This window comes from Polaribacter sp. Hel1_33_96 (genome assembly GCF_002846595.1).
In the GTDB taxonomy this organism is placed as follows: domain Bacteria; phylum Bacteroidota; class Bacteroidia; order Flavobacteriales; family Flavobacteriaceae; genus Polaribacter.
Map to the genome: position 1 here is coordinate 890,970 of NZ_PJMV01000001.1, position 15,139 is coordinate 906,108.

Below are 15,139 nucleotides of genomic sequence, written 5' to 3' on the forward strand. Positions count from 1 at the left end.
TATGAAATTTAATTCAATATTTTTTATTTTTATCTTTTTTGTTTCTTGTAAAAAAGAGACTACTATAGATAAAACAAAAACACTTCCTTTTTATAATTCAGCAGCGTTTACTCCTGAATGGATTGCTGAAGGTGATGATTCATATGCAACAATTCATACAATTGCTCCTTTTCAATTTACAAATCAAAACTCACAAAATATAACTAATAAAGATTTTAGAGGTAAAATTTATATTGCAGATTTTTTCTTTACAACTTGTCCTAGTATTTGTCCGATATTAGCCAAAAACATGAGGTCAATTCAAGAAACTTACAAGGAAGATAAAGACATTCTATTGCTGTCACATTCTGTGATGCCTTGGGTAGATACTGTAGAAAAAATTAAAAAATATGCTTTGGATAAAAAAGTAATCGATACGAAATGGCATTTGGTTACTGGTGATAGGAAGGCTATTTATAAAATAGCAAGAACATCTTATTTTGCAGATGAAGATTTTAAGAAGACTAAAGATGAAAGTGAGTTTATTCATACAGAAAATTTTGTGCTAGTTGATAAAAAAGGAAGAATTAGAGGTGTATATAATGGGACACTCGCTTTAGATATACGGAGATTAAAACGCCATATAGAAATATTAAAAAAAGAAATATAAAATTCTTTAATTGATAATATTTACTTCAATCTCCAAAGAAATTTTAAATTTGTTATACACCATTTCTTGAATTTTTTTAGAAAGCTGATAAATCTCTGTACCAGAAGCATTTCCATAATTTACAAGCACTAAAGCTTGATTTTTGTGGACTCCGGCGTCTCCAAAACGTTTTCCTTTAAATCCAACTTGTTCCACTAACCAACCGGCTGGTACTTTAACTTCAGTGTCGGAAATTACATAACTCGGTATATTTTGATGTTCTGTCTGAAGTGCTGAAAAGTGCTGTTTGGATATTATAGGATTTTTAAAAAAACTACCGCTATTTCCTAATTTCTTAGGATCTGGTAATTTCGAATTTCTGATAGCAATAACGGCATCAGAAATATTTTTTAAAGTAGGATTTATAATTTTATTGAATGCCAACTTATCCTCAATTGCTCCGTAAGAAGTATTTAATTGGTGATTTTTTTTAGTCAGTTTAAAACTTACTGAAGTCAAAATATATTTTCCTTTTGCTTCATTTTTAAAAATCGAATTTCGATACCCGAAATTACACGCTTCATTAGAAAACTGAATCAATTTTCTTGTTTCAATTTCTATGGCTTCAACTTTAGTAATGCTGTCTTTTACTTCTACACCATAAGCACCAATGTTTTGGATAGGACACGTACCAACGTTTCCAGGTATTAGAGATAAATTTTCTATTCCTCCAAAATTATTTGAAACGCACCATACAACAAATTGATGCCAATCTTCACCAGCATTAACCGTTAGATAAACATCATTATTATCTTCTCGATCAATAGAAATCCCTTTAATATCAATATGTACAACTAATTTTTCAATATCTTTTGTGAGTAACATATTACTTCCTCCAGAAATTAAAAAAATATTTTTTTCAGCAATTAGTAATTGCTGAAGTTGATAGACTGAATCAACAGAAATAAAACGTTTGGCATTTACATCAATTCCAAAGGTGTTATATTTTTTTAATGATATGTTTTTTTGAATAATCAATTAACTATTATATTGTTTTAAAGCCTCAGCAATAATTTCAACAGACCTAATTAAGTCTTTTTTATTTAAAACATAGGCAATTCTTACTTGGTTTTTACCTTCACCTTCTGTGGAGTAAAATCCACTAGCCGGAGCAACCATCACAGTTTCATTATTATAATTGAATTCTTCCAACATCCATTGTGCAAAATGATCAGAATCTTTAACAGGCAATTCTGCAACACAATAAAAAGCTCCTTTTGGATTGGCAACTTTTACACCTTCTATCTTGTTTAATTCTGTAATTAAAGTATTTCTTCTTTCAACATACTCTTCTTTTACATCATCAAAATAACTTTGTGGGGTGTCCAACGCAGCTTCACTTGCAATTAATGCATACGTTGGCGGACTTAAACGTGCTTGTGCGAATTTAATGGCAGTTTTTATAAAGTTATCATTTTTTGAAACTATACAACCAATTCTCGCTCCACACATGCTGTAACGTTTAGAAACCGAATCTATGACAATAGCATTCTGTTCGATACCCTCTAAAGACAATACAGAGGTATGATGCAAGCCATCATAGGTAAACTCTCTATAAACTTCATCAGCAATTAAATATAAATCGTGGTTTAAAACAATTTTTTTCAGTTTTTCAATTTCTTCTTTTGAGTATAAGTAACCTGTTGGATTCCCAGGGTTACAGATTAAAATTGCTTTTGTCCTTTTTGTGATGAGTTTCTCAAAGTCTTCAATTTTCGGTAAAGCAAAATTATCTTCAATTTTAGAAATTACAGGCACTACGGTTACTCCAGAAGCAGTAGAAAAACCATTATAATTTGCATAAAAAGGTTCTGGAATAATAATTTCATCACCAGGATCCGTGATACTTCCTATCGTAAAAAGTAATGCTTCAGAGCCACCAGTGGTCACAACGATATTATCTGCAGCAACATTGATATTATTGTTTATATAATAATTGGCAAGTTTCGTCCGGTATTCTTCAGAACCTTCAGATCTTGCATACGCTAATGTTTGTAGCTCGTTATTTTTAACCGCATCTAAGGCAACTTGTGGTGTTTTTATATCTGGTTGGCCAATATTTAAATGAAAAACTTTTGTTCCTCTTTTTTTAGCATCTTCTGCATATGGCACCAATTTTCTAATTGGTGATTCTGGCATTTGTAATCCTTTTTTAGATATAGAAGGCATAATAATTGATTAGATGATTTAGATGCAAATTTGCGAAATATATTTTATATCTGCATTTTAATTTCAGAATCTTTAAAGGTTAAATATTTGCTAAAAGCATAAAAACCAAAGCATATAATTGTATCTTAAGGTTCAATCTTTAATATTTATTTTTTTTGAAAAAAACTCTGATACTTTTTCTTATTTTATTTTTCAACTTTTCTTTGTCAACAAAAGCACAAAAAGGTTTTCATTTTCTGGATAAAAGTAAAAATCATCAACGTGTAAATTTTGAGTTGATTAATAATTTAATAGTGATTCCTTTAAAGATAAATGGCAAAAAATTATCTTTTATTTTAGATTCAGGAGTAAGTAAAACTATTTTATTTAACATCACAAAAAATGATAGTATTGGACTTAAAAACGTTAAAAAAGTGCAGCTGCAGGGTTTAGGGAAAGGGGAGTCTGTAGATGCGTTATTGTCATATAAAAATAGTATTTCTCTTAAAAACATAGTGAATAGTAATGAGACTATCTATGTAATCTTACAAGATCATTTTGATTTGTCTGGCAAAATGGGAAAGACAATTCACGGAATAATTGGCTACAATATTTTAAGCCATTTTATAGTAAAGGTAAATTATAAATTTAAAAAAATTGATTTTTATAACCCGGATACTTATACTTACAAGAAATGTAGAAAATGTGAAGTTTTTCCAATTCAAATGTATAGAAGAAAACCGTATATACAAGCCGAGGTTCAGTTAGATACAATTGGCAGTGAGTTGACGTTTGTTAAGTTATTAGTAGATTCAGGCGGAAGTGATGCTATTTGGCTATTTGAGAATACAAAAAAAGAAATTAAAACACCAAAGCGTTTTTTTAACGATATTTTAGGGGAAGGTTTAAGTGGTGCCATTTATGGAAATAGAAGTAGAATCCCGAAAATTAAACTAGGTGCATTTGAAATTCAAAATCCAACAGTATCTTTTTTAGATTCAGTATCTACCAAAAATGCAAGAAGTTTTCAAGAAAGAAATGGTAGTATTGGTGCGGGTATATTAAGAAGATTTAAAGTTTGGTTTGATTACCCTAATAAAAAAATAATGCTAAAAAAGAATAGTTGGTTTTCTAAGGGGTTTAATTATAATATGACAGGATTAGATGTTGTTTACAACGGAAAACAACTGGTAAAAGAGCAAGTGGCGGTATCTAATTTTGACGGATATCAAAGGCAATCAGAAAAAAAGAATGCAATTAGTTTTATTACTAGCTTTGCTTATAAGTTTAAATCTTCCTACAGAATAAAAAATGTTATTAAAAATTCTCCTGGAGATAAAGTAGGGTTAAAAAAAGATGACATTATTTTAAAAATTAATGACAAACCAGCTCATGAGTTAACGATGAATGATATTATCTTAAAGTTTCAAGAAAGAGACCAAAAGAAAATAAAAATTATTGTGAGTAGAAATGGTAAAAAATTACAATATGAATTTCGTTTAGAAAAAAAAGTTTAACCTAATCTCTAAAATTAGAGAGCATACTTTTCTCCTTTTGTAAAGAAACTCCTTTATTTACAATACCTTTAATTTTAATCACTTTTCGTACATTTTTTGCATTCGAAAAAATTGTGATTGCTTTAGAAAAACCGCCAACTCTTTTCGTATCATAAGAAACTTTAATTTCTCCTTTTTCGCCTGGCATAATTGGCTTTTCAGGTTTTTTAGGCACTGTGCAGCCACAAGAAGATTGAATGTTTTTTATAATTAAAGGTTGAGTACCTGTATTTGTAAAAATAAAAACTCTTTCGCCATTAGACCCTTTGCTAATTTTTCCATAATCAATAGTTTCTTTTTCAAATTTAAACTCTTGTGCGCTTGTGGAAAAAGAGATAAAAAATACTACTAATAAAGTTCCGAAAGTTTTCATAATTACTTTTTTACATGGTAAAATTAACGTTAATAATTTGTTTTAAAAAATCAATCACTAATTTTCTCGACAAAATAGAGTTTTGTATTTTTGCCAACGATATTTAAAAAACCATTCCAAAGTATGACAATTCCATCTAAATATGATGCAAGCCAGGTAGAAGATAAATGGTATGACTACTGGATGAAAAACAATTATTTTCATTCAACACCAGATGAGAGAGAACCTTATACTATCGTAATTCCGCCACCAAACGTAACAGGTGTCTTACATATGGGACATATGTTGAATAATACAATTCAAGATGTATTAATTAGACGTGCTCGTTTGTTGGGTAAAAATGCTTGTTGGGTTCCGGGTACAGATCATGCATCAATTGCTACAGAGGCAAAAGTTGTTGCGAAGTTAAAAGAGGAAGGAATTAATAAAAGCGATTTAACGCGAGAAGAATTTTTACAACATGCTTTTGATTGGAAAGATGAATATGGAGGTATTATTTTAGAACAATTAAAAAAGTTAGGTGCTTCTTGTGATTGGGAAAGAACTGCTTTTACAATGGATCCAGAAATGTCTGAATCTGTCATTAAGGTTTTTGTTGATTTATATAATAAAGGTTTAATTTACCGCGGTTATAGAATGGTAAACTGGGATCCTGAAGCTAAAACTACACTTTCTGATGAAGAGGTAATTCATGAAGAAAGACAAGGGAATTTATACTATTTAGAATATAAAATTGAAGGTTCAGAAGATACGTTAACGATTGCTACCACAAGACCAGAAACTATTTTTGGAGATACTGCAATTTGTATCAACCCAAACGATGAGCGCTTTAGGCATTTAAAAGGGAAAAAAGCAATTGTTCCTTTATGCAATAGAGTTATTCCTATTATTGAAGATGAATATGTTGATGTTGAATTTGGTACCGGTTGTTTGAAAGTGACGCCTGCGCATGATGAAAACGATAAGAATTTAGGAGATAAGCACAAGTTAGAAGTGATAGATATTTTTAATGATGATGCTTCTTTAAATTCCTTTGGATTGCATTATCAAGGAAAAGACAGATTTGTAGTTCGTAAAGAAATTTCAAAAGAATTAGAAGAAAAAGGGTTTTTAGTGAAAACTGAAGTTCATACAAATAAAGTAGGAACCTCAGAAAGAACAAAAGCTGTAATAGAACCAAGATTATCAGATCAATGGTTTTTAAAGATGAAGGATTTAGCAAAGCCTGCTATTGATGCTGTTTTAGGAGAAGATGCTGAGATTAATTTATATCCAAAAAAATTCGAAAACACATATCGTCATTGGATGGAAAACGTTCGTGATTGGAATATATCTCGTCAACTTTGGTGGGGACAACAAATTCCTGCGTATTTCTATGGTGATGGAAAAGAAGATTTTGTTGTTGCGGAAAGTATCGAAGAAGCATTAATTTTAGCACAGGAAAAGACTAAAAACGATGAACTAACAGCGAACAATCTACGTCAGGATAGTGATGCGCTTGATACTTGGTTTTCTTCTTGGTTATGGCCAATGTCAGTTTTTGACGGAATCAGAAATCCAGAAAACGAAGAAATTAAATATTACTATCCCACAAATGATTTAGTTACTGGGCCAGATATTTTGTTTTTCTGGGTAGCTAGAATGATTGTGGCGGGATATGAATATAAAGATGAAAAACCTTTTCAGAATGTTTATTTAACAGGATTGGTAAGAGATAAGCAAAGGCGAAAAATGTCTAAATCTTTAGGAAACTCGCCTGATGCTTTAAAATTAATTGATGATTATGGTGCAGATGGTGTAAGAGTTGGACTACTGTTAAGCTCTGCTGCTGGAAATGATTTAATGTTTGACGAAGATTTATGCCAGCAAGGAAAAGGATTTGCAAATAAAATTTGGAATGCTTTCCGCTTGATAAAAGGTTGGGAAATTGATGGAAGTTTAGCGCAGCCAGAAACTGCAAAAATTGGTTTAGAATGGTATGAAGCAAAGTTTCAAAAAACATTAGCAGAAATAGAAGATCATTTTTCTAAATATCGCTTGTCAGATGCTTTAATGGCAATTTATAAACTAATTAATGATGATTTTTCTTCGTGGTTATTAGAAATTGTTAAACCAGCATATCAACAGCCAATAGATAAGAAAACATTTGATGCAATTATTATTGTATTAGAAAATAATCTAAAAATATTGCATCCATTTATGCCATTTTTATCGGAAGAAATTTGGCAATATATAGCAGATAGAACTCCAGAAGAGGCATTAATTATTGCGAAATATCCAGTAGTTAAAGATTTCAATGCTAATATTATTAGTGATTTTGAATTTGCAACTGAGGTTGTTTCAGGAATTAGGACAATTCGAAAAAATAAAAACATTGCTTTTAAAGACACTATTGACTTGTTTGTAATTGATGTAGAAAAGAATTCAAATAAATTTGATACTGTTATTCAGAAACTAACAAATACGTCAACAATAAAAGCTGTTTCGGAAAAAGTAGATGGAGCCTCATTTAGAGTGAAATCAAATGAATATTTTGTACCAATTTCTATTGAAAATATTGATATAGAAGCAGAAATAAATAAATTAGAAGGGGAATTAAAAAGAGCAGAAGGTTTTTTATTCGGAATCACAAAAAAGTTATCTAATGAGCGTTTTGTAGCAAATGCGCCAGAACAAGTAATTACTTTAGAGCGTAAAAAAGAAGCGGATACAAAGGCAAAAATTGAAACTATTAAAAGTAGTTTAAAATCACTTAAATAAATTGATAGATTTACAAACAAGAGTTTATATTTGCTAAAAATTAAATTAAAACTAATGAAGAAAATAATTATCACTATTACCGTAATGTTTTTATTAGTAGCGTCATGCGTTTCTAAAAAGAAATACTTAGAATTAGATGAAAAATTAATAAATACCAAAGCTAGTCTTCAGAAAACAACAATTGAAAAAGAAAGACTAGAAGCTAAGTTTGGAAGTATTGAGAAACGCGTAGAGAATTACAATAATAAAATTAATTCTTTAAGAGATGAAAACGTAACTTTAGAAAGAAGTAATTTAGGCTTTACAGATGATGATATAACCGTTTTGTCTGAAAAGCAGAAAGTTGAATTAGGAAAAACGTTATCTAAGATTGATGCGAAAAAAGTTGCTCAAGCTAAAACATTGAAGGATTCTATAAATTTGGCTGTAGACTATAAGGTGAAAAAATCGATGCGTTCTGCAGGAATGTACTCAGAAGAAGATATTAATATCAACATAGAAAATACAGTTGTTATGATCTCAGTTTCGAACAAATTATTGTTTGCATCGGGTAGTTTTGACGTAAACAAAAAGGCGAATCCTTTATTGCAGAAAATAGCAGATGTTATTAATTCAGAACCTAGTATGGATGTAATGATTGAAGGTCATACAGACTCTAAAACATTAAATAACCCTACAAATGCTCTGAAAGATAATTGGGATTTAAGTGTAAAAAGAGCCACGGCTATTGTTAGACTTTTAGAAAAAAAATATTTTATAAAGTCCAATAGATTAATTGCTGCAGGTAGAGGTAGTTCTATGCCTTTAGTTAAAAATAACTCTAAAGAAAACAGAGCAAGAAATCGTAGAACACGAATTGTTATTTTACCTAATTTAGATAAGTTTTTTGCAATGTTATCTTCAGACCCGGATACAAAATAATAAAATAAAAAATAGATTAAATTTATAAAGCACTCATTTCGAGTGCTTTTTTTATACATTTTAGCGCACTAATTTATAAATTAAGTAACAAAAATGTTTTCATATTTAGGAACTAAGAATTTCATTAATTTTAGTCAGCTCGTCATCAAAAAAAGAAGTAGTTTCAATGGCTTTTACACTGTCTAAAATTTGTTCAGTTTTACTAGCGCCAATTAAAACAGAGGTAATTCTATTATCCTTTAAAATCCAAGAAATTGCCATTTGTGCTAAAGTCTGATTTCTATTTTTGGCAACTTCATCTAATTCCTTAATTTTTGGAAGCATTTCTAAAACTTGATTCGTATTTAAAAAAGGGCTATCCTTCACCGCTCTTGAATCTTTTGGCAATCCATTAATATATTTATCAGTTAACATTCCCTGTGCTAAAGGGGAAAAGCAAATAGCACCAACTCTTGAGCTTTCTAATACATCTAATAACCCGTCTTCAATCCAACGATTAAATAGGTTGTAATTTGGCTGATGAATTAAACATGGAGTTCCTAAATTTCTCAAGATTTTAAAAGCCTTTTCAGCTTCTTTTGGTTGATAATTAGAAATACCTACGTACAAGGCTTTTCCTTGTCTAACCATTAAATCTAAGGCACCCATAGTTTCTTCTAGAGGCGTATCGTAATCGGGTCTGTGATGATAAAAAATATCAACATAATCCAATCCCATTCTTTGTAAACTTTGATCTAAACTAGCCACTAAAAATTTTTTAGATCCGAAATCTCCATAAGGACCAGGCCACATTCCATAACCAGCTTTTGATGATATAATCAATTCATCTCGGTAATTTTTAAAATCTTTTTTTAATATTTTTCCAAAATTTATTTCAGCAGATCCAGGTGGAGGACCATAATTATTAGCTAAATCAAAATATGTAATTCCATTATCAAAAGCACATTTTAAAAGATTTCTTGCGGTATTTAAATTGTCGTTATCTCCGAAATTATGCCATAAACCAAAAGAAAGTTCAGGTAATAATAGACCGCTGTTTCCGGTTCTTCTATATTTCATTTTTTTATAGCGATTTTCATCAGCTATATATTTGCTCTTTTTACTCATATTATTATATGTTTTCTAAATTACGATAACACAAAAAAATTAATTTTAGGAATATCTATAAACAAATACTAATGCGCTATACTTTCAGTATTTTCTTTTAAAATAGATTCTACGAAAATTAATACAAAATAGCTGATGCGAAATTAACATCTACTTTAGTTCTAACAAAGTACCTGCAAGTTGAATTAATTTTCTTTTAAAGAGCAGCAAAATACAAACTTCTTAAAGATTATGTTCTTAAAGATCTTAATTATTAAAAGGTAATTGTAAAAACAAAAACCGACTATGTTTTAAATACTTCGATATCTAAAAATAAAATAAATTATGTTTAGATATTAAGTTGTTTTATATGCCAAAGATAATTTTCTGAACATAAATTAGAAAATTAAAAGCACTTTTTCCAAATAATTTATTGTTTTAAACTCATTATTTTAGTGAGTTTGTTTTAAAAAGAAGCTCATTTTCTTTTAGATAAGACTTATAAATACCTGAGTAAATAAAATCTCCGAGAGTTAAAACTCTCGGAGACTTTAAATTAATTTTTTAAAAAATTAAATAAGAATAACATAATAAGATTGTCAATTGTACATCTTATTCATTTAATTTTTTACAATTTTCATTGTTTTACTACCGTTTTCGGAGTATACCTTAACAATGTAAACTCCTTGGCTTAAATATTTTGTTTCTATAGAGTTTAAATTTGTTCTAACCTCTTTTATTTTATTACCAAGCAAAGAATATATTTCTACTTTTGTTAATGGCGATTTAGAATTAATATACAAAACATTTTGAACAGGGTTAGGATACATAGCGATACCTTTTTCAAGAGACTCTTCTGCAACTTTAAGGATACCTGTTCCTGCAGATCCAGGACTTGCATAGATATTAACTCCTTCATAGATTCCAACGAAATCTGTAGCATCTCTCCAATTTGCAGGATCACTATTATCAGATAAAGGGTCTATAAGTTCCATAGAATATCCAAGTCCTATAGCACCTTGTGGCCATTCACCACCTATGTTATAGGTTAATGAATCTATCACGATTCCTGAATGATGCTGTGTGTTTTCAATATAAAGTAATTCAGCTTCATCATTACTTAAATTCGCACCTTTCCATTCAAAAGCAGGTACTCCAAAAAAAGCACTGAATGCCGCTGCATCTTTAGCTGTAACCCAATAAGCACCAGGTTCCAAGGTGTATTCTGGTAATTTACCACTAGCGATACCTCCTTTTATTCTAAGACCTCCTAATTCTATAGGTGTCTCCGTAATATTAAACAACTCTATAAATTCAAGTTTATCTTCCTGTTCGGCAGGTGGTTCATCATACATGATTTCTGTTATAACCAATCCTTCTGCTAGCGGGTTATGAATTAATTCAGCAATACTGGTCTCCATAACATTTCCTGCAAGATCTTCAATATTTGCGATTTCGAGTTCGTAATATTTTCCAATACTAATGCCGGGATCTAGGGTAAGGGTTATAATGTCTGAGGCTTTAAGAGTTACGTTACTTACAATTGGCATATCAAAAGCGCCTTCTAAAAAAGTATAGTTATCAGCCGAGAATAGATTGGTTGTAGTACTCACGGCTTCACTAAACTGTACCTCTATTTCAGTGGTACTTATAACTGATGGATCTAGCACTAGAGGAGGATAAATGTCTTCGTCTGCGGCAAAAATAGTTATATCATCAATAAGAACTTTGGGTGGTACTCCTTTTTTAGCACCTGACTTCGCTAAGAATTGCAATACAACATTTGGCTCATCAAAAGCATCAGAATGCAGCGCATAGGTGTATTTCGTAAATTGAGTGTCCTCGTTTGAAAAACCAAGCTCGCCGTCACCCATAAGAATTTTAGGGCCAAAGGTTTCCCCACCATCTGTGGATACTTTTAAATAAAGTTTCAAGTGTTTCTGATCACCTGTGGCTACCGTTGAAGCCCAAAAATCAGCTACAACATTCTCAAGACCTGTAAGGTTAAGATTAACTTGGACAAATACTTCTACTTCTTCTTCTTCCTCACCTTCGGCAGCAACAGGCCAAAGCCCTAATGATGTTCCACCATCTCTGAAAGCTGTGTTGTCTTGGAATATTCTATAATTATCAACATAATTTCCAAACCAATTAGGTATAAAATAGATGCTGTCCCCTTCAGTGAAGACTGGGTCTTCAAATCCTTGCTCGTAAGGAAATTCGGTTATTTGCCCAAAGCTTTTTGGGCTAAAACAACATAAAAGCAATACGAATACTAATAGTGTAAGTTTTTTCATGATTTTTAATTTAAATATTAATTTTTTTGATTTAACAATCTTATATTTCTTTAACAAAAATAAATAGGAAGTTTCAAGTATAAAATGACCCAGATCAGTCACAATATTTTTTTCAAAAGATTAATTTTTAAATGAAATTGAAATATTTTATTGAAGTCGTAAAGACTTTATTGAGAGTAGAAAAGGTTTAATATTTGAGATTCATGTTGATTCTTTTCTCCCTCTTTTGGAAGACATCATACATGACAAAAAGTAGTAAAAAATAGTGTTCATAAAATTATTGATTCTAAACACCTTTTAGGTTTTGCCCTTAAAAGAGGTTTTATAAAATAAAAGAGAATAAAATAGTGAGTCGTAAGCTAAAAATAAACTAAGAAAATGAATTTTTCTTAGTTTAGTATTCTTTTAATTTAAGGCTTCTTTCAACAATGTTATAGGATGTTTTGCAATGCGTTTTGTGCCATCAAAAATTTGATGTCTGCAACTTGTTCCAGCCGCTGCAATTTCTGTTTCCGAACTACAATTTCTAATCTTCGGAAACAAAGTATCTTCACCAACTTGCATGGAAATAGCATAATGTTCTTTCTCGTATCCAAAAGACCCGGCCATGCCGCAGCATCCAGTGTTTAGTATAGTTACAGAATAATTTTTAGGAATGTTCAACATCTGAAAACTGGCATGCGTTCCAGATAATGCCTTTTGGTGGCAGTGACCGTGAACCTTCAATGTTCTAGGCTTTGTTGTAAATAAACTAGTATCTATATTTTTATTTTTGAACTCTTTGGCTAAAAACTCTTCAAAAGTAAAAGTATTTTTAGCTATTTTTTTCGCTGAAAGCGTATCGTCTGCCAAGCGAATATATTCATCTTTAAAAGTTAAAATTGCTGAAGGTTCAATTCCTATCAATGGAGTTTTTTCAGTAATAAGATTTTTAAAAATGCTAATGTTTTGATCACAAACTTTTTTGGCTTCTTTTAAAAAACCTTTAGAAATATAACTTCTTCCGCTTTCTTCGTGATTGATAATTTCTAAATTATAACCTAATTTTTCTAACAAGTGAAAAGCATCTTTACCAATTTCGACATCGTAAAAATTAGTAAACTCATCACAAAATAAATATATGGTTTTAGTGTTTTTTGATTTTGGTTGTTTTAAAAACCATTTTTTTAATGTTTTAGGAGCTAATTTTGGAACAGTTCGTTCTAAAGCAACTCCCATAAAAGATTTTGCGATCGATGTATTTAAAACTAAGTTTGATAAAGCAGGTACTATACTTCCTAGTTTATTGAGTTTTGCATTATTGGCAAACAATTTACTTCTTAATGGATACCCATTTGTTTCTTGATATTGAAATAAAAACTCAGCTTTCATGGTCGCAATATCTACATTACTTGGGCATTCAGAGGCACATGCTTTGCAGCTTAAACAGAGATCTAAAACTTCTTTCAGTTCTTTAGAATCGAATTTGTTTTTAGCCTCATTATTTGTTAAAACTTCCCGTAACATATTTGCTCTTGCCCGTGTGGTGTCTTTCTCATTTTTGGTAGCTCTATAACTTGGGCACATCGTTCCACCTGCTTCTGCAGGTTTTCTGCAATCTCCAGAGCCATTGCATTTTTCAGCTAATTTTAAAATTCCCTCGCTATCAGAAAAATCTTGAATCGTATTTATTTTTGGCTCTGTTCTATCAATTTCATAACGGAGGTTTTTGTCCATCGAAAAAGCATCTGTAATTTTTCCTTGATTAAAAATATTGTTTGGATCGAAAGCTTTTTTAATGCGTCTCAATAACTGATAATTTTGTTCGCCGATCATTAACGGAATAAATTCTGCGCGCACAATGCCATCTCCATGTTCTCCGCTAAAAGAGCCTTTGTATTTTTTTACTAATTCAGCGGTTTCAGTAGTAATTTTTCTAAATAAAACAACATCTTCCTTTTTCTTTAAATTCAAAATCGGACGTAAATGCAATTCACCAGCTCCGGCATGAGCATAATAAACGGCATTTTGCTGATATTTATCCATAATTTTAGTGAATTCTTCAATATAATTTGGCAAATCTTCTAAAGCCACAGCAGTATCTTCAATACATGCAACAGCTTTTTTATCGCCTATCATATTTCCTAGTAATCCTAAACCTGCTTTTCGCAAATGATGTACTTTAGCAATGTCTTTTCCATATACTTTTGGATGATGGTACCCAAAGTTATTTTTTTCTAAATCTGTGATTAAATTACTTGCTAAAACTTCTGCTTCTTCAATAGTATTTGCAGACACTTCTAACATTAAAACTGCTTCAGGATCTCCTTGTAAAAAGAACCTATTTTTTGCTTGTTCTCGGTTACTTTTTGTACAATCTAAAATAGTTTTATCCATTAACTCACAATTATATAAATTGTGATTCATTGCCGTAACAGTGGCTTTTAAACTCTCTTTAATAGTTGTAAAGTGGCTACAAACCATAATACTTTCTTTAGGAGCAACATCATCTAGTTGTAAAGTGATTGCAGTCGAAAAAGCCAAGGTTCCTTCGCTTCCGGAAAGAAATTTTGCGACGTTAATCGTTGGTGATTTTCCTCCAAATAAATCAGATATCAAAAATTCATCAACAGCATAGCCAGTATTTCTTCTATGAATAATCTCTTTAGGAAATTCATTTTTGATTTCATGTTGGTTTTCTTTAGAAGAAAGTTCCGCATAAATACTCTTATAAATCTTGCCTTCTAAAGTGTTTTCTTTTGTTTTTTTAATAAATTCTTCAGAAGTAATTTCTTTAAAATTTGCAGAGCTTCCGTCACTTAAAATAGCATCAATTTCTAAAACTTTATCGCGTGTAACACCGTATTTTATGGATGTACTTCCCGAGGAATTATTACCAACCATGCCACCAATCATACATCTGTTAGAGGTGGATGTGTTTGGACCAAAAAATAAACCAAATGGTTTTAGAAAAAGATTTAATGAATCTCGAACAATTCCTGGTTGTAAAGTGATTTTTTTTGCTTGTTCATCAAATGAAATAATATCTGTAAAATGTTTAGAAACATCCACTACAATTCCGTCTCCAACACATTGTCCTGCCAAAGAAGTTCCTGCTGTTCTAGGAATTAAAGTAATGCTGTTTTTTATAGCAAAATCAATTAAAGTCTTGATGTCTTTTTCATCCTTTGGAAACGCAACAGCCAAAGGAATCTTGCGGTACACAGATGCATCTGTGGCATAGATTGATTTTTGTAAATTATCGAAAAGAACATCACCAGAAAGTGAGTTATGTAAAGTGTCTAAGTTAGAATTATCAATCATTAGTTAC

At 30.8% G+C, this 15,139-nt stretch carries 10 protein-coding genes; 4 read left to right on the plus strand and 6 right to left on the minus strand.

The window, feature by feature from the left end:
* Nucleotide 1: 1 nt before the first annotated feature.
* Entirely contained in the window at nt 2-649 is a 648-nt protein-coding gene (locus ATE90_RS03990) for an SCO family protein (protein WP_036787019.1), read from the plus strand.
* 6 nt (nt 650-655) lie between these two features.
* On the opposite strand, the gene murB is transcribed toward ATE90_RS03990, so the two are convergent.
* Nucleotides 656-1,666, minus strand: coding sequence for a UDP-N-acetylmuramate dehydrogenase (murB, locus tag ATE90_RS03995; protein WP_101450859.1), 1,011 nt, complete (start codon nt 1,664-1,666; stop codon nt 656-658).
* On the minus strand, nt 1,667-2,857 hold the full coding sequence (locus ATE90_RS04000) for a pyridoxal phosphate-dependent aminotransferase (protein ID WP_036787013.1): 1,191 nt from the start codon (nt 2,855-2,857) through the stop codon (nt 1,667-1,669).
* 203 nt (nt 2,858-3,060) lie between these two features.
* Between ATE90_RS04000 and ATE90_RS04005 the strand changes: the two genes are divergently transcribed.
* Nucleotides 3,061-4,353 (plus strand): aspartyl protease family protein, encoded by a 1,293-nt coding sequence (locus tag ATE90_RS04005; RefSeq protein ID WP_231959974.1) that lies wholly within the window; start codon nt 3,061-3,063, stop codon nt 4,351-4,353.
* A 1-nt stretch (nt 4,354) separates the two neighbouring features.
* Here the strand turns inward: ATE90_RS04005 and ATE90_RS04010 are convergent, their stop codons facing one another.
* The gene (locus ATE90_RS04010; RefSeq protein WP_101450861.1) at nt 4,355-4,765 is read right to left on the minus strand and encodes a DUF1573 domain-containing protein; all 411 of its coding nucleotides are present in this window, start codon (nt 4,763-4,765) and stop codon (nt 4,355-4,357) included.
* Between the two features lie 123 nt (nt 4,766-4,888).
* Here ATE90_RS04010 and ATE90_RS04015 point away from each other — a divergent pair, with 123 nt between their 5' ends.
* Both ATE90_RS04015 and ATE90_RS04020 read left to right on the plus strand, forming a co-directional pair.
* Nucleotides 4,889-7,525, plus strand: coding sequence for a valine--tRNA ligase (locus ATE90_RS04015; protein ID WP_101450863.1), 2,637 nt, complete (start codon nt 4,889-4,891; stop codon nt 7,523-7,525).
* A gap of 54 nt (nt 7,526-7,579) precedes the next feature.
* Complete coding sequence (locus ATE90_RS04020) at nt 7,580-8,446, plus strand: OmpA/MotB family protein (RefSeq protein ID WP_036787001.1); 867 nt, start codon at nt 7,580-7,582, stop codon at nt 8,444-8,446.
* 105 nt (nt 8,447-8,551) lie between these two features.
* Here ATE90_RS04020 and ATE90_RS04025 read toward each other — a convergent pair whose 3' ends face one another.
* The 3 genes from ATE90_RS04025 to ATE90_RS04035 all read right to left on the minus strand — a co-directional run bounded on the left by ATE90_RS04025 (nt 8,552) and on the right by ATE90_RS04035 (nt 15,132).
* Entirely contained in the window at nt 8,552-9,553 is a 1,002-nt protein-coding gene (locus ATE90_RS04025) for an aldo/keto reductase (RefSeq protein ID WP_101450865.1), read from the minus strand.
* A gap of 599 nt (nt 9,554-10,152) precedes the next feature.
* Nucleotides 10,153-11,799, minus strand: coding sequence for a T9SS type A sorting domain-containing protein (locus ATE90_RS04030; RefSeq protein WP_162178850.1), 1,647 nt, complete (start codon nt 11,797-11,799; stop codon nt 10,153-10,155).
* Between the two features lie 435 nt (nt 11,800-12,234).
* Entirely contained in the window at nt 12,235-15,132 is a 2,898-nt protein-coding gene (locus ATE90_RS04035; protein ID WP_036786995.1) for an FAD-binding and (Fe-S)-binding domain-containing protein, read from the minus strand.
* Nucleotides 15,133-15,139 lie beyond the last annotated feature (7 nt).